The organism is Kitasatospora sp. NPDC094019 (assembly GCF_044764505.1).
Lineage (GTDB): Bacteria > Actinomycetota > Actinomycetes > Streptomycetales > Streptomycetaceae > Kitasatospora.
On sequence record NZ_JBIWIF010000028.1, the window covers coordinates 49,548 to 69,877 of the forward strand.

Consider the following 20,330-nt stretch of genomic DNA (forward strand, 5'->3'; position numbering starts at 1 on the left):
ACGAGGACCGAGGGACCGCCCGGCCGGGTCAGTTACCGGCCAGGCGGTCCAACTCCTTTTTGAGGTCCGGGAGATGCTCGTCCGCGTTGTCGTGGGGCAGGAACTCCACCACGTCGATGAAGCGGAACAGCACCCGGGTGTCGGTGATCCCGTACTCGTAGTCGGCGAACCCCACCACGGCGCCCGTCGTGCCCCGGGCCGCGCCCCGGACGACGTGCTCTGTCATCTCTCCGGGCTGCTGGGCCGACTGCCGGCGCCGCGCGTTGGGCCGGGCCAGGTACGGGCAGACCATCGAGGCGTAGAGCATGCACGCCCGGTGGCCGGGGCCCTCCAGGGTCGGAGCGAGATTGCGGTAGGGACGGCCGGCCGCCAGCGCCTCGGCGATCGCGGCGCTCTCCGTCTCGCCGACCACCCGCCACACCGGGCCCTTGGGCATCAGCGCGTTGCAGACCGAACAGAGCCGCTCTCGCGCGCAGTCGGCGCTGCGGCCGTAGTCCGTCAGCGCGAACTGGGGCTGGTCGCCCTCCCACGGCGTGATCGCCGGAACGGGATAGCCGCGCTCGTCGCGGGGTCGGGCATCGATGGACGGGGGTATCGGGACGGTGTCGAAGCGCACGCCCCATCAGTACCAGGAATCGGCCGCTTCGCACACCGCCGGAGCCCGGTGGGCGGAAGCGAACTGTGGCCCTCGCCCGGTTTCGGGCGAGGGCCACAGTGTTGCGCGCAGGAAGTCGGACCGGTCGACTTCCTGCGCGAGGGGAAGGATCGCTGGAGCTATGCGTGGTGGTCGAGCCGGTCGGCCTTGACAGCGCGGAGGAGGCCGGCGAAGGCGGCCGGGGTGGTGTGGAGGACGACGTCGCCGTCGTCGGATTCCCGGAGTTCGACCAGGCCGTCCCCAGCGCGGACCTCGACACAGTTGGCCTGGTCGCCGCTGAAGCTGGACTTCTGCCAATCGAGCTCTGACATGTGCGCCTTCCTTAGAGGGTGTAGCGGAGATGCTGAATCAGGCCCCAGGAGTCTTGATCGACTCGGGAGCGTAGGGCGAGAGAGACATCCAGCTCCGGAAGCGCAAGGGACTTGAGGCGTTCGAACTTCGAGCGATAAGCGATGAGTGACTCTGGATCGCCATGGTACGAGGAGCCGCCCGGGTGCTCCATCAGTACTGTGTCCAGGTCGGCGTTCGGACCGTGCACAATCATGAAAGACGTGTCCGTGGATACGTACTCGGCGCAGCGGAACGGCAGGATCTGGATCGTGATGTGGGGAAGTTCGCTCGCCTCGACCAGCGAGTCCAACTGCTCCCTCATGACCTCGGGGCCGCCGAATCGAGCGTGAAGTGCCGCTTCGTGGATCACGGCATGAAAGTGAAGAGCCCCGTCAGCGCTTATGGCCTGCTGGCGGCTACGACGGAACTCCATCTTCTTCTCGTCGCCGCTGAGGATGACCTCGCTGTAACGAGGCACCTGGAGCAGTCCTGGGATCAGCAGGGTCTCGTAACTGGAGAGTGAAGTGGCGCCCGATTCGGACTCGGCCAGATCGAGGGCCGAGGCCGTGACCGACCCCTTGAAGGCGCTCCACCAGCCCTTGCCGTTGCTGAGCCCCATCTCTTGGAGAGCGGTCACATAGGTCTCATCCATGTGACCGTAGGCGTTCAGAAGCGTGGTGAGTCGGTCCGGATCCAGCCCGGTGCGTCCGGCCTCGATGTGGCTGAGTTGCGGGCCGCCCATGCCGACGAGTGCTCCAGCGTCTTTGACCGCCAGTCCGGCGCCCTCGCGCAGGCGCCTCAGCTCGGCGCCGAAGCGGCGCTGCCTCTCACTGATCTGGGTCCTGAGTGCCAAGAGGTGTCCTTCCGTGTCCGGGCAGTCTCTCGCTGTGAAGGCTCGGGATGCCACTCGCGCGAGTGAGACCTCTCGTCCCTGCCGGGCCATCTTTGCGGATCGTGTTGCACGCGTGGAACCAAATGACCTACCGTCAGTGTTGCGTCGGTCACATGACTGACCGTCATCAGTGCCTTTTTCGTGGGCAGTAGGCGCGTGCTGCCCGCTTCTTGCCGCGCATCAGCCGGGTCCGGACTGGCCTCGCTCGTGGCGTCTCTCCCGCCCTCTCCCTGCTCCTCCCCTGGAGGTCTGTCATGCGTGCCCTCAACCCGCCCGACTGCTCTCTCGCCCGTGTCGAACTCCGGGCCGCCCTCTCCTCCGCCGGCTGGCCTCCGGATGTCATCGACGATGCCGAACTCGCCTTTCAGGAGCTGTACATCAATGCCTGGCAGCACGGGGGCTGCCAGGCACCGCCCGTCCTCGTCTGCCTCCGGCCCGCCGTGCTTCGGGTCTCGGTGTGCGACGACTGCCCCGATCTGCCCTCGCCCCGGATCTCCGCCGACCCCTACGCCGTCTCCGGGCGCGGTCTCCACCTCGTGCGCGCCCTCGCCGACCGGGTCGGCGCCGACTCCACCAAGTCCGGCAAGGTCGTCTGGTTCGAGCTGGACTTCGCCGCGTGAACGCCCCCATCGGCCCCCACGACAAGATCCTCCGCACCTGCACCGAACCCGAGGTCACCGCCCTTCTGCGCGAACTCCACGAACGCGGCAAACCCCTCGGCCTCCGCTGGGGCTCCGCCCACGTCAACGGCCGAACCATCGACGGCCGCCTCCTCGTGAACTTCGGTGACGCCCCCGTCTCCACCCTTTTCAACCTCCTCGAACTGATGCGGGAGACGGCCCGGAAGTGAGCGCCTTCCTCATCGGCGCGGCCTTCGCCGTCCTCCTGGCGCTCGCCATCGCCACCGTGATCACCGGCGTCCTCACCGCCCTCAGGATCGGCCCGCCCCCGCCGCCCATCACCCGCCACGGACGCTGGGAAACCCACACCCACCCCGACGGCACCATCGAACACACCTGGACCCCCCACCAGGCCGACCCCGAGACCCCGCAACCCCACTGACCCCCAAGACCGCACCCCACCACCTCGCCTGATCCTCGATCGCACCGCAGGCGGCGGATCACGAGTGGCTGCCGCGCGCTCGGGCCGAGCGAGCGGCAGCCGGGGAACCCACCTCTCGCTTGCGCTTCCCAGCTCGCCCCTTGTGAGCGGCAGGGTCCACCGGAAGAAGAGCCCCTGGGGTGGGAAGTCGGGACCGCCGACTTCCCACCCCAGGGTGCTGTGGGGGCGCTGCTCGTTTGGGTGGTCGGCGGCGGTCGGATCGTGGAGTGGGAAGTCGGACCCGTCGTACTCCCGCTCCGGCCGATCTTCTGGTGAGCGGCTGCCAACGCTCCGACCGGGCGACCCGCGCGGACCGTGACGTGCCGATGGCCCCCTTGCGGCGGCAAGGGGGCCATCGGGAAGGACGTGCCGGACGGTGAGCCGGCCGGCACGAGCGCGGAGCGGGAAGTCGGCAGCTCCGACGTCCCGCTCCGAGAGGTTCAGGCGCTCAGCGGGTACCGGGTGTCCAGGTCCTGGAACAGCGCGCCGTTCAGCTGGAAGGCGCGCTTGCACTCCTCGACCACCCGGCGGCTCTCGACCTCGTCCAGGGCCAGCCCGGCGGCGTCCAGCTTGGCGCGGTAGTCGCGCTTGAACGCGGCCGGGTTCTCCACCTGCTCGAAGACGTAGAACCGCACGCCGTCGCCCTTGCGCTCGAAGCCCCAGGTCTTCTCGGCGATGCCGCGGATGATCTGGCCGCCCGACAGGTCGCCCAGGTAGCGGGTGTAGTGGTGCGCGATCCACCCCGCCGGCCACTGCTCGGCGAGCTCCTCCAGGCGGGCGACGTACGCGGCGGTGGCCGGCAGCGGGGCGAGGCCCTCGCGCCAGTCCGGGCCCCGCAGGTGGGCCAGGTCGCGCTCGATGGCCTCGGTGCGCAGGATCGTGCGGTCCACGAAGGGCCCGGCCACCGGGTGCTCCGCGAGTTCGTCCGCCCGCTGCTCCAGGGCGCGGTAGACGAACCACAGCTGGCCGGTGAGGTCGGCGTACGCCTCGATGCCGAGGTGTCCGCCGAGCAGGCGGCTCATGAACGAGGACTGCTCGGCGGCCTCGTGCTCGGCGGCGCTCGCCGTGCGCAGCACGGTGGAGAACGGGACGACGGGCTGCTCGGGTATGGGCATGCGGGCCTCCAAAGGTCGACTACGTCCCCGATTGCTTCGGTTAGCCTAACCTAATCCCGCATCATGCCGACAGGGTGTCGGGAAGAGTCGGCCGATCCGGGGAACGGCGAAGGCCGGGGCCCGCGGAGGAAACTCCGCGAACCCCGGCCTTCGACTGCCTCGCCTACCTCGAAGCGTCCGGGCGGACGGACCGCCGGACGAACGAGACGGGGAGGACGGCTCAGTGGCCGCCCTGGTCCGCCAGGCGCTTGATCGACGCGGTGACCTCGGCCTCGGCCTCGGCGCGGCCGACCCAGTCGGCACCCTCGACGGACTTGCCGGGCTCCAGGTCCTTGTAGACCTCGAAGAAGTGCTGGATCTCCAGACGGTCGAACTCCGACACGTGGTGGATGTCCTGCAGGTGCTCCCAGCGCGGGTCCGTCGCCGGGACGCAGAGCAGCTTGTCGTCGCCGCCGGCCTCGTCCGTCATCTTGAACATGCCGATGACACGGCACTTGATCAGGCAACCGGGGAAGGTCGGCTCGTCCAGGATGACCAGGGCGTCCAGCGGGTCACCGTCGTCCGCCAGGGTGCCCTCGACGTAGCCGTAGTCGGCCGGGTAGCGGGTCGAGGTGAAGAGCATCCGGTCGAGCCGAAGGCGACCGGTCTCGTGGTCGACCTCGTACTTGTTACGAGAGCCCTTAGGGATTTCGATAAGGACGTCGAACTCCAACGGTTCCTCCAAGGTAGGGACTGACAGAATCCAAGTGTCTCCTACGGGAGTGTGTGCTCAGGAAAGGGGCCGGGTCGGTGCGAGCAGGGGCTGGGTCGGGGCGCCGGCGCGGGGGGACGGCCGCGGGGCTGTTCGGGGCGTCGTTGCTGGTCGCCGCGACGGTGCTGGGGGCGGGCGGCGCGTCCGCGCTGCCGTCGGCGCCGCCGTCCGGATCGGCCTCGCCCTCCGGGACGGGGGCCGGCGGCGCCCGGGGCGACCAGGACGAGGGCAACGGCAGGAAGAACGACAAGCACGACAAGCACGACAAGGGCGACAGGGAGAACGGGGGAGGAAGGGGCGACCGGGACGAGGACCCGGGCCGCCCCGGGGGGCCGGGCAGCACCTCCGGCCGCCCCGCCACCACTCCGCCGTCCACCCCGCCCACCGCCTCCGGCACCTCGCCCGCCGCCACGTCGGGGTCCACACCGGCATCTCCGCCCGCGTCCGCCTCCGGGGCCGCGTCCTCGTCGCCCAAGCCCGCCGCCGCTACCGCCGCTACCGCTCGGCCGGCCCCGGCCGGGGCCGTGCTGGCCGCCGCCGAAGCCGGTCCGGGCGCCGGACTCCCGACCGCGCAGGCCCTCCAGCAGGCGCTCGCCACCGTGCTCGCCGACCGGAACCTCGGCACCGTCGGCCTCGCCGTCGCGGACGCCGCCGAGGGCCAACTCCTCTACGGCGCGGCGGAGAACACCGCCGCCACGCCCGCCTCCACCACCAAGCTCGCGACCTCGGTCGCGGCCCTCTCGCTGATCCCGGCCGACACCCGGCTGACCACCCGGGTCGTCAAGAACGCGGCGACGGGCGGGATCACCCTCGTGGGTGGTGGTGACCCGACGCTGACCGCGCTCCCCGCCGACCAGGTGCAGATCGCCGGCGTCCCGGCCGACCCGGACACCGCGCCCGCCTCGCTGGACGCGCTGGCCCGGCAGACCGCCGCCGCGCTGAAGGCCGCCGGCACCTCCACCGTCGCGCTCGACTACGACGTGTCGCTCTACACCGGCCCGCTGCTGCACAAGAACCACGACGGCGAGAACATCGCCGCGGTGACGCCGCTGATGGTGGACGAGGGCAAGACCGATCCGAAGAGTCTCGCCGACGCCCCCGCCCGGGTCACCGACCCGGCCGGCGCGGCCGCCGAGACCTTCGCCAATCTGCTCAAGGCCCAGGGCGTCACCGTCCAGGGCAAGGCGAAGGCCGCCACCGCCCCGGCCGCCGCCGACGCCCCCGTGCTCGGCCGGGTGGACTCGCCGACGGTGGCCCGGCTGGTCGAGCGGATGCTGACCACCTCCGACAACACCCTCGCCGAGGCGATCGCCCGCCAGGCCGCGATCGCGGCCCACCAGCCGGCCGGCTTCGAGGGCGCCGCCACCGCCGTCACCCAGGAACTCGCCCGGCTCGGCGTGCCGATGGCCGGCGTGGTGCTCAACGACGGCAGCGGGCTGCACCCCGGCAACGCGATCCCGCCGGCGGTCCTGGTCAAGCTGCTCGCCCTGGCGGCCTCCGCGCAGCATCCGACGCTGCGTCCGGTGCTGACGGGCCTGCCGATCGCCGGCTTCACCGGCACCCTCGGCAAGCGCTTCGGCGCCGGCTCCGGGGCGGCCGACGCGGCCGGCCTGGTCCGGGCGAAGACCGGCAGCCTCAGCGGCGTCAACACCCTGGCGGGCACCGTGGTGGACGCCGACGGGCGGCTGCTCGTCTTCGCCCTGATGACCCGGACCTCCGCCCCCGTCGACACCGCCCGCGCCGCGATGGACCGGGTGGTGGCCAGGCTGGCCGCCTGCGGCTGCCACTGAGCGGCCGTCGCCCGCCCGCCGCACACCCGTCGCCCGCCCGTCGCCCGCCCGTCGCTCACCCACCGCTCGCCCACCGGGCCGCCATTGGGCGGCCGTTCCGGCTCCCCCCGGCGCACGGGAGCACGTACGGTGAGGGCATGACGAGCGCGAGCGGCGGTTCCGAGATGGTCGACTGGAATCTCGCGGTCGCGACCGCGACCAGGCTGGTGCGGCCGGGGCCGGAGGTGAGCCGGGCCGAGGCGGCCGCGGTGGTCGCCGAACTGCGCCGGCACGCCCTGGCGGCCGAGGAGCACGTCCGGGAGTTCACCGGCATGCGCTCGACCAGTCTGGCCGAGGCCGCCGCGACCCCGGTGCTGATCGTGGACCGCCCCGGCTGGGTGCGGGCCAATGTGGCGGGCTTCCGCACGATCGTCCAGCCGCTGGTGGAGAAGCTCCAGGCCCGCCGGACGGGCGGTTCGGCCTCCGCCGTGCTCGGCACGGTGGGGGAGAAGGCGACCGGTATCGAGGTGGGCGCGCTGCTGGCCTTCCTCTCCACCAAGGTGCTCGGCCAGTACGAGACCTTCGCCCCGGCCGAGCCCTCGCTGGAGGCGCCGGACAGCCCGGCCGCGCTGTTCGACAAGCCCCGGCTGGGCCCCGAGGGACCCGGTCCGGGCCGGCTGCTGCTGGTGGCGCCCAACATCGTCCACGTGGAACGGGAGCTGGACGTCGACCCGGCCGACTTCCGGCTCTGGGTCTGCCTGCACGAGGAGACCCACCGCACCCAGTTCACGGCGGTGCCGTGGCTGCGCGACCACATCCAGTCCGAGGTGCAGTCCTTCCTGGCCGAGACCGACGTCGACCCCGGCGCGCTGGTGGAGCGGCTGCGGGACGCGGCCGGATCGCTCGGCGCCGGCCTGCCCGGCCTCGGTTCCCGCGGCGGCGACGCCCCGTCGGCCGGCCTGCTGGAGATCGTCCAGTCGCCGGCCCAGCGGGAGATCCTCGGCCGGCTCACCGCCGTGATGTCCCTGCTGGAGGGGCACGCGGACGTGGTGATGGACGGGGTGGGCCCGGCCGTGGTGCCGAGCGTCGCCGAGATCCGGGAGAAGTTCCAGCAGCGCCGGGACCGCGGGGCCAACCGGCTGGACCTGGTGCTGCGCCGGCTGCTCGGGATGGACGCCAAGCTCCGCCAGTACCAGGACGGCGCGGTCTTCGTCCGGGGTGTGGTCGAGCGGGTCGGCATGGAGGGCTTCAACCGGGTCTGGACCTCGCCGAACACCCTGCCGACCAAGGAGGAGGTCCACGACCCCGCCGCCTGGGTCGCCCGGGTGGGCCGCTGAGGGCCCCGTCCGGCCCGGCCCGGGCCGGACGCGCGGGACAGGTGGGACCGGGGGAGGTCGGATCCGTTCGCACGCATGGTCCAGTCGTGCACATGGCGGGTGAAGATACGTTTCTTCATTCACCCGAACGTGGGACGGTGGTCGTACCGGTGGCGCGGGTGGCGTAGCGGGTGCCTCCTTTCTGCCACCATCTGTGAGCGCCCGGTAACAGGGTGCTCATGGATGCGCGGTCCCCGCCGCGCCCACCGCAGTCTCCTGTCCCCCCTCCGTCGAGGAGTCGTCCGCCGTGGGCCCACACCCCGCCGTCGCCGCGATACGCCTGGCCGTACGCCGCACCCTCGCCGACCTCGCAGCCGAGGCCGGTTCCACCTTCACCGCGCCCGCCCGTCAGCCGCGGGAGCGCGTCCCCGGCGTTCCGGTCGCCGCCGCCGCGGTTCCGGCCGCCGTCGGCACCACGCTGATCGGCAACGCCCACCGCCACCCGTCCGGGCTGCCCCGCACCCCCGCCGCGCCCGGCTCGCCGCTGGTCCTGGTCGCCGTCAGCGGCGGCGCGGACTCCATGGCGCTCGCCATCGCCGCCGCCTTCGAGGCGCCCAAGATCGGCCTGCGGGTCGGCGCCGTGACCGTCGACCACGGCCTCCAGTCGGGCTCCGCCGAGCGGGCCGACCAGGTCGCCGACCGGCTGCGCGAGCTCGGCCTCGACCCGGTCGAGGCGATCGCCGTCCGGGTCGGCCGCGAGGGCGGCCCCGAGGCCGCCGCCCGGGACGCCAGGTACGCCGCCCTGGACGCGGCCGCCGAGCGGCACCGCGCCGTCGCCGTCCTGCTCGGCCACACCCGCGACGACCAGGCCGAGACCGTTCTGCTGGGCCTGGCCCGCGGGTCCGGCTCCCGCTCGCTGGCCGGCATGCCCGCGCAGAAGGGCCGCTACCGCCGCCCGCTGCTGGAGCTCGACCGGGCCGCCACCCGGCAGGCGTGCTCCGCCCAGGCGATCCAGGTCTGGGACGACCCGCACAACTGTGACCCCGCCTACACCCGGGCCCGGGTCCGCCACGAGGTGCTGCCGGTGCTGGAGAAGCACCTGGGCGGCGGCGTGGTCGAGGCCCTCGCCCGCACCGCCCGGTTGTTCCGCGACGACGCCGACGCCCTCGACCAGTGGGCCGCGCTCGCCGAGCGCGACATCCGGACGGGCGAAGGCACCCTGGACGCCGGGAAACTGTCCGAGCTGCCGCCCGCCGTGCGCCGCCGGGTGCTGCGCCGGGCCGCGCTGCGGGCGGGCTGTCCGGCCGGGGACCTCTTCGCCCGGCACCTGGAGACGATCGACCTGCTGGTCACCGGATGGCGGGGTCAGGGGCCGCTGCACCTACCCGGGGGCGTCGAAGCCACTCGGCGGTGTGGCACGCTGGTCTTTCGGCGACAGGGCGACTGACGGGCGGGCATGCCCGGGGGAGCCGGCCGCCGGCCATCCAGACCCCGACACGTTTGAGGACGTATCCCCGGTGGACCAGAACGACATGGGCGCTGACCTCGCGAAGGTGCTCATCAGCAAGGACGAGATCGACGCGAAGCTCCTGGAGCTGGCCGAGCGCATCGACCGGGACTACGCAGGCAAGGACCTGCTGATCGTCGGCGTCCTCAAGGGGGCCGTGATGGTCATGGCGGACCTCGCCCGCGCCCTGCACTCGCAGGTGACCATGGACTGGATGGCGGTCTCCTCCTACGGGATGGGCACCAAGTCCTCCGGCGTGGTGCGGATCCTGAAGGACCTGGACACCGACATCGCCGGCCGTGACGTGCTGATCGTCGAGGACATCATCGACTCCGGCCTGACCCTGTCCTGGCTGCTCGGCAACCTGGGTTCGCGCGGCCCGGCCTCGCTGGAGGTCTGCACCCTGCTGCGCAAGCCGGACGCGGCCAAGGTCGAGATCGACGTCAAGTACGTCGGCTTCGACATCCCCAACGAGTTCGTGGTCGGCTACGGTCTGGACTACGCGGAGAAGCTGCGCAACCTCCCCTTCATCGGCACCCTCGCCCCGCACGTCTACGGCGGCTGATTACCCGTTCGGACGACGGACGGGAACAGGATCCTGTTCCCGTCCGTTGGATCGGGGGACCATAGAGGAACGTCGTACCGCCGTGCTCCCGCCACGTGGGGGGCGCACTGCGGTACGGTCCAATAAAACCGCTCTTCACATGAGCACTGACCAAGATGCGCCGGTGGCCCACAGCCCGCGGCGCCGTTGAGTGGCAGGAGGGACGGGGCGGCAACGCCCCGCATGGATGGACGTCAAGCGATACTTCCGTGCGCCGATCATGTGGATCGTGCTGGCCGTCCTCGCCGTCATCGTGCTGATGCAGGTCGTTTCGGATTCGAACGGCTACAAAACGGTGGACACCGGGCAGGTCGTCGCAGCGATCGACGCGAAGCAGGTCAAGTCGGCGCAGATCACCACGGGTGACTCGAACACGATCAAGATTCAGCTCAAGGACGGCGCGAAGCTGCCCGCCGTGGGCACCGGCAAGCCGCAGTCCGGCAGCAAGTTCCAGGCTTCCTACATTGGGGACCAGGGCGTCGGCATCGCCGACAAGCTGCAGGCGCAGATCAACGACAACGACCAGAGCACGCTGGCCGAGGGCTACACCGTCAGTCCCGAGAAGCAGAGCACCCTCGTCAGCCTCCTGCTGTCGATGCTGCCGATCGTCATCATCGTGCTGGTCTTCCTGTTCCTGATGAACCAGATGCAGGGCGGCGGCTCGCGCGTCATGCAGTTCGGCAAGTCCAAGGCCAAGCTGCTGACCAAGGACACCCCGAAGACCACCTTCTCCGACGTCGCGGGCGCGGACGAGGCGGTCGAGGAGCTCCACGAGATCAAGGAGTTCCTCCAGGAGCCGGCCAAGTTCCAGGCCGTCGGCGCCAAGATCCCCAAGGGTGTGCTGCTCTACGGCCCGCCCGGGACCGGCAAGACCCTGCTGGCGCGTGCCGTCGCGGGCGAGGCCGGGGTGCCGTTCTACTCGATCTCCGGTTCCGACTTCGTCGAGATGTTCGTCGGTGTCGGCGCCAGCCGCGTCCGCGACCTCTTCGAGCAGGCCAAGGCGAACGCCCCGGCGATCGTCTTCGTCGACGAGATCGACGCCGTCGGCCGGCACCGCGGTGCGGGCCTCGGCGGCGGCCACGACGAGCGCGAGCAGACCCTCAACCAGCTGCTGGTCGAGATGGACGGCTTCGACGTCAAGGGCGGCGTCATCCTGATCGCCGCCACCAACCGCCCCGACATCCTGGACCCGGCGCTGCTGCGCCCGGGCCGTTTCGACCGTCAGATCGCGGTCGAGCGTCCCGACCTCCAGGGCCGTCTGGACATCCTCAAGGTGCACCAGAAGGGCAAGCCGATCGCGCCCGACGTCGACCTCTCGGCCGTCGCCAAGCGCACCCCCGGCTTCACCGGTGCCGATCTGTCGAACGTCCTGAACGAGGCGGCGCTGCTGACCGCCCGCTCGGACAAGAAGCTGATCGACAACAACATCCTGGACGAGGCGATCGACCGCGTCGTGGCGGGTCCGCAGAAGCGCACGCGGATCATGTCCGACCGGGAGAAGAAGATCACCGCGTACCACGAGGGCGGTCACGCCCTGGTGGCGGCGGCCTGCCAGTACAGCGACCCGGTGCACAAGATCACGATCCTGTCCCGCGGCCGTGCCCTCGGTTACACGATGGTGCTGCCGGAGGAGGACAAGTACTCCACCACCCGCAACGAGATGCTCGACCAGCTGGCCTACATGCTGGGCGGGCGCGCGGCGGAGGAGCTGGTCTTCCACGACCCGACCACCGGTGCCTCCAACGACATCGAGAAGGCCACCGCCACGGCGCGGGCCATGGTCACCCAGTACGGCATGACCGAACGCCTCGGTGCCATCAAGTTCGGCAACGACAACTCGGAGCCCTTCCTGGGCCGCGAGATGGGCCACCAGCGCGACTACTCGGAAGAGGTCGCCGGGCTGGTCGACGAAGAGGTCAAGAAGCTCATCGAGAGCGCGCACAACGAGGCTTGGGAGATCCTGGTCGAGAACCGCGACGTGCTCGACAACCTGGTCCTGGAGCTCCTGGAGAAGGAGACCCTCAACAAGGAGCAGATCGCCGAGATCTTCGCGCCGATCGTCAAGCGCCCGACCCGTCCGGCCTGGACCGGCTCCGCCCGTCGGACGCCGTCCACCCGCCCGCCGGTCCAGTCGCCCAAGGAGCTGGCGCTCACCAACGGCGCCGCCGCCACCGCCGAGGCCGCTCCGGCCGACGTGGTCAAGCTCCCGCAGCTGCCCGTCGAGCCGCCCACCGAGGGCTGAGAACCGCTCCGGCACCCGCCGGAATGGATGCCGCGTCACCGGGGTTTGTACCCTGGAGGCGCGGCATCCGTGCTGTTCAACCCCTGTTCGCCAACGAGTTAGCGAGGCCCGCATGATCGACCCGGTGACGCTCGACGGTCCGCCCGCCGTCGGCACGTTCGACCAGAAGCGGGCCGAGAACGCGATCCGTGAACTCCTGCTCGCGGTCGGTGAGGACCCGGACCGCGAGGGGCTGCTGGAAACGCCCGCCCGGGTGGCGCGGGCCTACAAGGAGATATTCGCGGGCCTCTGGCAGGAGCCCGAGGACGTCCTGACCACCACCTTCGACCTCGGCCACGACGAGATGGTGCTGGTCAAGGACATCGAGCTGACCTCCGTCTGCGAGCACCACCTGGTGCCGTTCCGGGGCGTCGCGCACGTCGGGTACATCCCGTCCCCCAGCGGCAAGATCACCGGCCTGTCCAAGCTGGCCCGGCTGGTCGACGTCTACGCCCGCCGGCCGCAGGTGCAGGAGCGGCTCACCAGCCAGGTCGCGGACGCGCTGATGCGGATCCTGGAGCCGCGCGGAGCGATCGTGGTCGTGGAGTGCGAGCACATGTGCATGTCGATGCGCGGCATCCGCAAGCCCGGTGCCAAGACCATCACCTCCTGCGTGCGCGGACAGCTGCGCGACCCGGCCACCCGGGCCGAGGCGATGAGCCTCATCATCGGGCGCTGACCGGGTCGCGCGGGCCGGGCCGCCTAGAGCGGCCCGGACTCGGCGTGCGGCGGGGCCGGGGTGCCCAGCGCGTCGCGCCGGGCGGGCATCCGCAGCCGCACCATCCGCCGCCAGCCGTACAGCAGGTCGTACAGGTAGAGCGCGTGCAGGCCGGCCGTGACGACGGCCAGCTGCCAGCGCGGCCAGGCGAGGATTCGCGCCATCCGGGACGTCACGGCCAGCCCGACGTCCCGGTGGGTGCGGATCTCGCCCCGGGCGCAGGTCTCCAGGACGTGCCGGATGTACGGCCCGTGGCCCGCCGCGGACAGCCGCAGCAGCTCCTCGTGGCAGTAGGCGAGGTGGTTGTCCTCGTCCGCCGAGATCATCCGCATCGCCCGGCCGAGGTCGGGGTTGTCCCCGTAGACCTTGACCAGCTGGCGCATCTGCTCGGCCGCGCGCTGCTCGGTCACCCGGCTGTGCGCCAGATAGGTGATGATCTCGCGCTCGGTCAGCGGGATGTCGGTGGTGAGCCGCTCGTGCGCCAGACCGACGCCCTGCCGCTCCAGCAGCATGCAGTAGTCGGCCTCGGCGGGGACGTCGACCTTGGGCAGGCCGCGCTTGTGCAGCAGCTGGGTGAAGATCCGGCCGTGCTTGCGCTCGTCGGCGCCGTGCCGGGCGATCTTCGGGGCGAGGACCGGGTCACGGGTGAGTTCGGTGATCCGCTCGTTCTCCCAGCCGCCCTGGTCCTCGCCGCCGGCGGCGATGCTGCAGAACAGCTGGTACGCCTCGTCGTTCCGGTAGATCTCCTCGAAGAGCGATCGGGTGCTGAGCATGGGGCCTCCTGCCCGGATCCGGGACCGCTCCGGCGGTCGGCCGGAGCGGTCGCGATACGTTCCCCGCGACGGCGGGCGCCGTGCCCGACCCGCCGGTAATCACTCAGGTGTCCCAGTGGCGCTCCCCGGGACCCGCCCTAGCCCAGGTGGTTGCCGACCCACTCCAGCGTGGCCGGCAGCTCGCGCACCCAGCTGTCGAAGTTGTGGCCGCCGTCGTCCAGGTACATCGACTCCACCTGGAACTGCGGGTTGGTGGCGGCCACCTGCTGGGCCAGCTCGACGAACTGCACCGTCTGCGGGTAGTCGGCCTCCTTGCGGGTGGAGACCACCAGCATCGACAGCGGCGGGGCGGGCAGGTTCTGCAGCCGCCAGGTGAGGTCGCTCTGCTCGGCCAGCGTCCGGTCCCCGCCGAACAGGCTGCCGCCGGTGAACTGGTCCTCGACGACCTTGACGTCGCCGTGCAGCGCGGCCGTCGCGCCGAACACGTTCGGGAAGCGCATCCCCAGCCGCAGCGCGCAGCTGCCCCCGGTCGAGTAGCCGAACACGGCCCAGGAGGCGGGGGAGCGGCCGATCCGGTAGGCGGAGCGCAGTGCCTCGGGGACGTCCTTGGTGAACCAGGTCTCGGTGCGGGGCCCGCCGACGACGTCCACGCACTCGGTGTTCCGCGGCGGGTCGAGGGTCGGACGGGACAGCACCACGACGGTCGGCTGCATCTTCCCGGTCCGCTGGAGCTCCACCGCCTGCTGGACGACCGGCAGCTCCTTCATCAGGTTGACCGTGATGCCCGGGTAGCCGGCGATCGCCAGCAGGACCGGGAAGCGGGTCAGCGCGAGCTTGGGGTCGAAGTACTCCGGCGGCAGGTAGACGAACATCTGGTCGGAGAGTCCGGTCTCCTTGCCGGTGATCCGGACCGACTCGACCCGGCCGACCTCCTCGGGCGGCCCCTTGGGCAGGTCCCCGACCGCCTCCATGCCGCCCTCGTTGGTCGGCTGGACCAGCGCGTCGCCGACCGGCGCGCCGCCCTTGCGGGTCTCGTTGCTGGTGAGGGCGAGCTTGGTGCCGTCGGAGCCCAGCAGGTCGTCCCACGAGGTGTAGAACCCGAAGGAGTTGTTGACGCCGAGCGCCAGCACCGACACCAGCGCGATCTGAGTCAGCGTCAACAGGCCGACCCGGCCGAGCACCGGGAGTGGGCGCTGCCGGGCCAGCCGGGGCCACAGCCACAGGGTGATCACGAGCGCGGCCGAACCCAGGGCAAGCAGCGAGTTCATCAGCGCGTCGCTGGTCAGTTCCATGCAGTCGGCCTTCCGGTGGGACACTGGCAGTGCAGGTTCATCGTCTGGCGGTCCGTCAGCCCGGGCCACCGCGGCTAGGCTGTCCGGACGCCGGGACGGGGCCGGGTGCCCGGTGGCGCTCGCGCGCAACCGACGCCCTACAATGCGGCGTCCACCGTACGTAGCACGTACGCGGGGGCTCGTCGCGCCACGCGGCGAGGGGCCCCCGGCACCCACCCCTCGGCTCAATTCGCAGCGCCCCCGGGGCGCCGGTTTACCCTTCGTTGCCGGTTCCTTGGTGTGCGTCTTGCCAGATGAAGGAAAACGCATGAAGGTCCATCACGGCTCCCACCCCGGAGTGACCGGACACCCCGAGACAGCCTCTACGCTGAACCCCCATGAGCGTTCCCGTGTCCGTTGAGCCGAGCCCCGAGCAGCCGCAGCGCCGTCGCGGCCTGCAGACGCTTCGTACCCAGGCGGCCGCCGTTCCGAGGGCCTGGCTCCCGGGCGCGGTCGGCTACACCTGTCTGCTGATCGGACTGGTCGACATCGCCAGCGCGGTGTTCCCCAAGCTCCGGCACACCAAGGTGCACACCTTCGCCGGGCAGTTGCCGGGCGGCACCACGACGCTGGCCGCGGCCGGCACCCTGATGGTCGGCCTGCTGCTGGTGCTGCTCGCGCACGCGCTGCGCCGGCGCAAGCGGCGCGCCTGGCGGGTGGTCTGCGTGCTGCTGCCGGTGGGCGCGGCGCTGCACCTGCTGCGCTGGCACCAGCTCGGCCCGGCGGTCATCTCGATGGTGCTGTTCGTGGTCATGCTGGTCCACCGGCGCGAGTTCTACGCCAAGGCCGACCCGCGCACCCGCTGGCGCGCGGTGGTCAACCTGGTCGTCCTGGGCGTCGTGAGCGTGCTGATCGGCCTGCTGATCGTCAGCACCCGGACCAAGTACGAGCTGGGGCACCCGGGCCTGTACCAGCGGCTGGAGCACGTGCTCTACGGGCTGTTCGGCTTCGAGGGGCCGGTGCACTACAACTCGGACCGGATGGAGGACCTGGTCGGCTACCTGCTCGGCGCGATGGGTCTGATCACCGCCTTCACCACCACCTACCTCGCCCTGCGGCCGGAGAAGCCGAAGCCGGAGCTGACCGCCGAGGACGAGGTACGGGTCCGGGCCCTGCTGGAGCGGCACGGCGAGCGGGACTCGCTCGGCTACTTCGCGCTGCGCCGGGACAAGAGCGTGCTGTTCTCGCCCACCGGCAAGGCGGCGATCTCCTACCGGGTGGTGTCCGGCGTGATGCTGGCCTCCGGCGACCCGGTCGGCGACGTCGAAGCCTGGCCGGGCGCGATCAAGGTGTTCATGGCCGAGGCCCGCGAGCACGCCTGGGTGCCGGCCGTGATGGGCTGCAGCGAGGTCGGCGGCGAGGTCTGGACCCGGGAGGCGGGGCTGGACGCGCTGGAGCTGGGGGACGAGGCGATCGTCGACACCGCCTCCTTCTCGCTCGCTGGGCGGGCCATGCGCAACGTCCGTCAGATGGTCAAGCGGATCGAGCGCAACGGCTACTCCTGCCAGGTCCGCCGGGTGTCCGAGCTCGGCCGGGAGGAGCGGGAGCGGATCGCCGACGCGGCGGCCCGCTGGCGCGGCACCGACACCGAGCGCGGCTTCTCGATGGCGCTCGGCCGGTTCGGCGAGCCGGGCGACGACGCCTGCGTGGTGGTCACCGCCCACAAGGCGCCGGAGGAGGGCGAGAGCGGCGACGACCTCAAGGCGGTGCTGCACTTCGTGCCCTGGGGCGAGGACGGCATCTCGCTGGAGCTGATGCGCCGTGACCGGGCGGCCGACCCGGGCCTGAACGAGCTGCTGATCGTCGCCGCGCTCCAGGCCGTCCCGGCGATGGGGGTGCGCCGGGTGTCGCTGAACTTCGCGATGTTCCGCTCGGCGCTCGCGCGCGGCGAGCGGATCGGCGCGGGCCCGGTGCTGCGCGCCTGGCGCGGGCTGCTGGTGTTCCTGTCGCGCTGGTTCCAGATCGAGTCGCTGTACAAGTTCAACGCGAAGTTCCAGCCGGAGTGGGAGCCGCGCTTCCTGGTCTTCCCGAACACCAGGGACCTGCCCCGGATCGGCTTCGCGGCGATGCAGGCGGAAGCCTTCATCACCCTCGGCATGCCGCGCTTCGGCCGCAAGCCGCAGCGCCAGGGGCTGCCGTCGGCGGGGGCCAGGCCGGAGGTCACCGAGGCCGCCTGAGCCGGGCGCGCGGCCGCCGGCCCCCGTCGAGGAAGCTCCTCGGCGGGGGCCGGCCGCTGTTCGGCCCGGGGCGTCCGGGCGCCGGGCCGCGGGCGTCGGGTGGCCGGAGTCCGGGCCGCCGGATAATGGGGGCATGAGCAATTCGGTGCCCCACTCGCTGCCCTCCGGACTGCCGCGGCTGGACCGCTGCGCGGTCATGGGCGTGGTCAACGTGACCCCCGACTCCTTCTCGGACGGCGGCCTGTGGCACGACCCCGCGAAGGCGATCGCCCACGGCCTGGCACTGCGCGCCCGGGGCGCCGACCTGGTCGACGTCGGCGGCGAGTCCACCCGGCCGGGGTCGCAGCGGGTGCCGGAGGACGAGGAACTGCGCCGGGTCGTCCCGGTGGTGCGGGAACTGGCCGCCGCCGGGGTCGCCGTCTCGGTCGACACCATGCGGGCCTCGGTGGCCGAGCGGGCGCTGGAGGCCGGCGCGCTGCTCGTCAACGACGTCTCCGGGGGCCTGGCCGACCCCGCGATGGCCCGGATGGTGGCCGCCACCGGCGCGCCCTTCGTGGTGATGCACTGGCGCGGGCAGTCCGCCGACATGGACCGGCTGGCCGTCTACGGCGACGTGGTCGCCGACGTCGTGGGCGAGCTCACCGCGCGGATGGACGCGCTGGTCGCCGCCGGGGCCGACGAGCGGCAGCTGATCCTGGACCCGGGGCTCGGCTTCGCCAAGACCGCCGAGCACAACTGGGCGCTGCTCGGCCGGCTCGACGCCCTCACCGCGCTCGGCCGTCCCGTCCTGGTCGCCGCATCCCGCAAGCGGTTCCTGGGTACGCTGCTGGCCGACCCGGAAACCGGGGACCTGCGCCCGGCCCGGGAGCGCGACGACGCCACCGCCGCGGTGTCGGCGCTGTCGGCGGGGGCCGGGGCCTGGGCGGTACGGGTGCACGACGTGTCCGGGACGGCGGACGCCGTCCGCGTGGTCGCGGCCTGGCGGCGCGCGGCCCGGCAGGAGTGAGCGCATGGCGAAGACGGGAGGGTCATGGCAGGTGACGGCAGGTTGAGCGGGGAGACAGCGGGCCGACGGTCCACCGACGGGGACCGGGAGGCGGCCCTGGAGGCCAACCGCGCCCTCTACGAGGCGCTGGAGAGCGGTGACCTCGAAGCGGTGGAGGACGCCTGGCTGGGAGCGGGCGAGGCTGACGACAAGGAGGGCGTCGTCTGTGTCCACCCGGGGTGGCCGGTGCTGCGCGGGCGGGCCCAGGTGACCCGCTCCTACATGCTGATCATGGCGAACACCGAGTACATCCAGTTCATCCTCACCGACGAGGAGGCGGAGGTGCAGGGCGATGTGGCCCTTGTCACGTGCACCGAGAACATCCTTTCCGGCGGCGAGGCGGAGGAGGAGGGCGAGCTCGGTCCGCTGGTCGGCGGAAAGGTCGTGTCGACCAATCTCTTCCGGCGCACTCCGGCCGGGTGGAAACTGTGGTCCCACCACGGTTCACCCGTTCTGACCAGCGCCGACGAGGACGACGAGGACTGAATCCGGGATCCGGCCGGAAAACCGGGGAAAACGGCCCCGGCCGGTGGCCGGGGAATTCCCGGCAGGTCACCGAACGTTCACGTCAATCGCCAATGCGGTGTGCGTGGCGACGGTTCGTGCCGGGTAGGACGGTCGGGTGTTGTCGGCGCGCGCGGGTAGATTCAAAAGGTCAGCGGCGGGCGCGACGCCCGTCTCCGCCCTGCCCGCCGTCCTCGTCCGGGCGGGACCCGTCCGACTGGGAGCAGTGATTCGTTTGCTGGACCGCGTCACCCTGCGGGGCCTGCGTGCCCGTGGCCACCACGGCGTTTTCGAGCGCGAGCGGGCCGAGGGTCAGACCTTCGTGGTCGACCTGGTGCTGTACCTGGACACCCGTCCCGCCGCCGCGGGCGACGACCTGACCCGCACGGCGCACTACGGCATCGTGGCCGAGGAGGTCACCGCGATCATCGCCGGCGAGCCGGTCGAGCTGATCGAGACCCTGGCCCAGCGGATCGCGGACCAGTGCCTGAAGCACGAGCCGGTGCAGGAGGTCGAGGTGACCGTGCACAAGCCGGACGCGCCGATCACCGTGCCGTTCGACGACGTGACCGTGACCATCCACCGGACCCGCGGGTGACCTGTACCGCACGTCCGGCGCCCGCCGCAGCGCGGCCCGTCTCAGCCCTAGGGGAAGTGCGATGACCACCAGCGACCCGACCGCCGCGCCGAGCGCCTTCGACCTGGAGCAGCGGGTCGACTCGGCCGACACCACCCTGCACAGCCAGCGCTGCGCCGTGATCGCCCTCGGCTCCAACCTCGGCAACCGCCTGGACACCCTCCAGGGGGCCGTGGACGCCCTCGCGGACACACCTGGGCTCAGCATCAAGGCCGTCTCCGCCGTGTACGAGACGGACGCCGTGGGCGGCCCCACGGAGCAGCCCGCGTACTACAACGCGGTGGTCGTGCTCCGCACCACGCTGCCGCCCCGCGACCTGCTGGAGCGCGGCAACGCGATCGAGGACGCCTTCGGCCGGGTCCGCACCGTCCACTGGGGCCCGCGCACGCTGGACGTCGACATCCTGGCCTACGAGGGTGTCGTCAGCGAGGACCCGGAGCTGCTGCTGCCGCACCCGCGCTCGCACGAGCGCGCCTTCGTGCTCGCCCCGTGGCTGGACGCCCAGCCGGAGGCCGAGGTGCCCGGGCACGGGCCGGTCGGCGAGCTGCTGGCGGCCCTCGGCGGCCCGGACGCCCAGGGTGTCCGGCGCCGTGAGGACATCCGGCTGACCCTGCCGGAGTAGGTCCCCGGCGCGGGCGCGGCTCCCCGGCCGGACGGGCCGGGGAACTCGCGCGGGGCCGTCGGGCGTACCCATGGTGTCGGCCCCGGTCCGGGGACCCCTCCGGGCCGGGCCCGGTACGGTGGCCTGACGCCGCCGCACCGGTGTCCCCGGGGCGGTCGGTTCCGTCGTCGCCCGCTGCCCGTCGCCCGTCGCCCGGGAAAGG

The 20,330-nt window shown here is 71.9% G+C and carries 21 protein-coding genes; 14 read left to right on the plus strand and 7 right to left on the minus strand.

Features of this window, described 5'->3' with window-relative positions:
* Positions 1 to 28: 28 nt before the first annotated feature.
* From ACIQ9P_RS36705 to ACIQ9P_RS36715, 3 genes are all read right to left on the minus strand, one after another.
* Positions 29 to 616, minus strand: coding sequence for a hypothetical protein (locus tag ACIQ9P_RS36705; RefSeq protein ID WP_402366073.1), 588 nt, complete (start codon positions 614 to 616; stop codon positions 29 to 31).
* Positions 617 to 774: 158 nt separating this feature from the next.
* Positions 775 to 966, minus strand: coding sequence for a DUF397 domain-containing protein (locus tag ACIQ9P_RS36710; RefSeq protein WP_402366075.1), 192 nt, complete (start codon positions 964 to 966; stop codon positions 775 to 777).
* An 11-nt stretch (positions 967 to 977) separates the two neighbouring features.
* Entirely contained in the window at positions 978 to 1,838 is an 861-nt protein-coding gene (locus ACIQ9P_RS36715; RefSeq protein WP_402366076.1) for a helix-turn-helix domain-containing protein, read from the minus strand.
* A gap of 293 nt (positions 1,839 to 2,131) precedes the next feature.
* Here ACIQ9P_RS36715 and ACIQ9P_RS36720 point away from each other — a divergent pair, with 293 nt between their 5' ends.
* From ACIQ9P_RS36720 to ACIQ9P_RS36730, 3 genes are read left to right on the plus strand one after another with little or no spacing between them, the layout of a single operon-like run.
* Positions 2,132 to 2,497: an ATP-binding protein gene (locus ACIQ9P_RS36720; protein WP_402366078.1), complete on the plus strand. Its 366-nt coding sequence runs from the start codon at positions 2,132 to 2,134 to the stop codon at positions 2,495 to 2,497.
* Positions 2,494 to 2,727, plus strand: a complete 234-nt coding sequence (locus tag ACIQ9P_RS36725) for a hypothetical protein (RefSeq protein WP_402366080.1) — start codon at positions 2,494 to 2,496, stop codon at positions 2,725 to 2,727. Before ACIQ9P_RS36720 ends, ACIQ9P_RS36725 begins: the two co-directional genes overlap by 4 nt.
* On the plus strand, positions 2,724 to 2,939 hold the full coding sequence (locus tag ACIQ9P_RS36730; protein ID WP_402366082.1) for a hypothetical protein: 216 nt from the start codon (positions 2,724 to 2,726) through the stop codon (positions 2,937 to 2,939). Before ACIQ9P_RS36725 ends, ACIQ9P_RS36730 begins: the two co-directional genes overlap by 4 nt.
* Before the next feature lie 479 nt (positions 2,940 to 3,418).
* Here the strand turns inward: ACIQ9P_RS36730 and ACIQ9P_RS36735 are convergent, their stop codons facing one another.
* A complete protein-coding gene (locus tag ACIQ9P_RS36735) occupies positions 3,419 to 4,093 on the minus strand; it encodes a heme oxygenase (biliverdin-producing) (protein WP_402366083.1) in 675 nt (224 codons plus the stop codon).
* A 220-nt stretch (positions 4,094 to 4,313) separates the two neighbouring features.
* Positions 4,314 to 4,805: an inorganic diphosphatase gene (locus ACIQ9P_RS36740; RefSeq protein ID WP_402366085.1), complete on the minus strand. Its 492-nt coding sequence runs from the start codon at positions 4,803 to 4,805 to the stop codon at positions 4,314 to 4,316.
* A 143-nt stretch (positions 4,806 to 4,948) separates the two neighbouring features.
* Here ACIQ9P_RS36740 and dacB point away from each other — a divergent pair, with 143 nt between their 5' ends.
* The 6 genes from dacB (at position 4,949) to folE (ending at position 13,000) form a co-directional block, all read left to right on the plus strand.
* The gene (gene dacB / locus ACIQ9P_RS36745; protein WP_402366087.1) at positions 4,949 to 6,634 is read left to right on the plus strand and encodes a D-alanyl-D-alanine carboxypeptidase/D-alanyl-D-alanine-endopeptidase; all 1,686 of its coding nucleotides are present in this window, start codon (positions 4,949 to 4,951) and stop codon (positions 6,632 to 6,634) included.
* 137 nt (positions 6,635 to 6,771) lie between these two features.
* The gene (locus tag ACIQ9P_RS36750; RefSeq protein WP_402366089.1) at positions 6,772 to 7,950 is read left to right on the plus strand and encodes a zinc-dependent metalloprotease; all 1,179 of its coding nucleotides are present in this window, start codon (positions 6,772 to 6,774) and stop codon (positions 7,948 to 7,950) included.
* A gap of 286 nt (positions 7,951 to 8,236) precedes the next feature.
* Positions 8,237 to 9,376, plus strand: a complete 1,140-nt coding sequence (tilS, locus tag ACIQ9P_RS36755) for a tRNA lysidine(34) synthetase TilS (protein ID WP_402366091.1) — start codon at positions 8,237 to 8,239, stop codon at positions 9,374 to 9,376.
* Positions 9,377 to 9,446: 70 nt separating this feature from the next.
* Positions 9,447 to 10,001, plus strand: a complete 555-nt coding sequence (gene hpt / locus ACIQ9P_RS36760) for a hypoxanthine phosphoribosyltransferase (protein ID WP_030059589.1) — start codon at positions 9,447 to 9,449, stop codon at positions 9,999 to 10,001.
* Positions 10,002 to 10,227: 226 nt separating this feature from the next.
* The gene (ftsH, locus tag ACIQ9P_RS36765) at positions 10,228 to 12,282 is read left to right on the plus strand and encodes an ATP-dependent zinc metalloprotease FtsH (protein WP_402366093.1); all 2,055 of its coding nucleotides are present in this window, start codon (positions 10,228 to 10,230) and stop codon (positions 12,280 to 12,282) included.
* 112 nt (positions 12,283 to 12,394) lie between these two features.
* Complete coding sequence (gene folE, locus ACIQ9P_RS36770) at positions 12,395 to 13,000, plus strand: GTP cyclohydrolase I FolE (protein WP_093861483.1); 606 nt, start codon at positions 12,395 to 12,397, stop codon at positions 12,998 to 13,000.
* 23 nt (positions 13,001 to 13,023) lie between these two features.
* On the opposite strand, the gene ACIQ9P_RS36775 is transcribed toward folE, so the two are convergent.
* Positions 13,024 to 13,812, minus strand: a complete 789-nt coding sequence (locus ACIQ9P_RS36775) for a ferritin-like domain-containing protein (RefSeq protein WP_402366095.1) — start codon at positions 13,810 to 13,812, stop codon at positions 13,024 to 13,026.
* Between the two features lie 137 nt (positions 13,813 to 13,949).
* A complete protein-coding gene (locus ACIQ9P_RS36780) occupies positions 13,950 to 15,104 on the minus strand; it encodes an alpha/beta hydrolase (RefSeq protein ID WP_402366097.1) in 1,155 nt (384 codons plus the stop codon).
* A gap of 377 nt (positions 15,105 to 15,481) precedes the next feature.
* Here ACIQ9P_RS36780 and ACIQ9P_RS36785 point away from each other — a divergent pair, with 377 nt between their 5' ends.
* The 5 genes from ACIQ9P_RS36785 (at position 15,482) to folK (ending at position 20,128) form a co-directional block, all read left to right on the plus strand.
* Positions 15,482 to 17,320 (plus strand): phosphatidylglycerol lysyltransferase domain-containing protein, encoded by a 1,839-nt coding sequence (locus ACIQ9P_RS36785; RefSeq protein WP_402366099.1) that lies wholly within the window; start codon positions 15,482 to 15,484, stop codon positions 17,318 to 17,320.
* Between the two features lie 133 nt (positions 17,321 to 17,453).
* Entirely contained in the window at positions 17,454 to 18,326 is an 873-nt protein-coding gene (folP, locus tag ACIQ9P_RS36790; protein WP_402366101.1) for a dihydropteroate synthase, read from the plus strand.
* Positions 18,327 to 18,350: 24 nt separating this feature from the next.
* Positions 18,351 to 18,851, plus strand: a complete 501-nt coding sequence (locus ACIQ9P_RS36795; RefSeq protein ID WP_402366103.1) for a nuclear transport factor 2 family protein — start codon at positions 18,351 to 18,353, stop codon at positions 18,849 to 18,851.
* Between the two features lie 256 nt (positions 18,852 to 19,107).
* Positions 19,108 to 19,467: a dihydroneopterin aldolase gene (gene folB / locus ACIQ9P_RS36800; protein ID WP_402366122.1), complete on the plus strand. Its 360-nt coding sequence runs from the start codon at positions 19,108 to 19,110 to the stop codon at positions 19,465 to 19,467.
* A 61-nt stretch (positions 19,468 to 19,528) separates the two neighbouring features.
* Positions 19,529 to 20,128: a 2-amino-4-hydroxy-6-hydroxymethyldihydropteridine diphosphokinase gene (folK, locus tag ACIQ9P_RS36805; protein ID WP_402366105.1), complete on the plus strand. Its 600-nt coding sequence runs from the start codon at positions 19,529 to 19,531 to the stop codon at positions 20,126 to 20,128.
* Positions 20,129 to 20,330 lie beyond the last annotated feature (202 nt).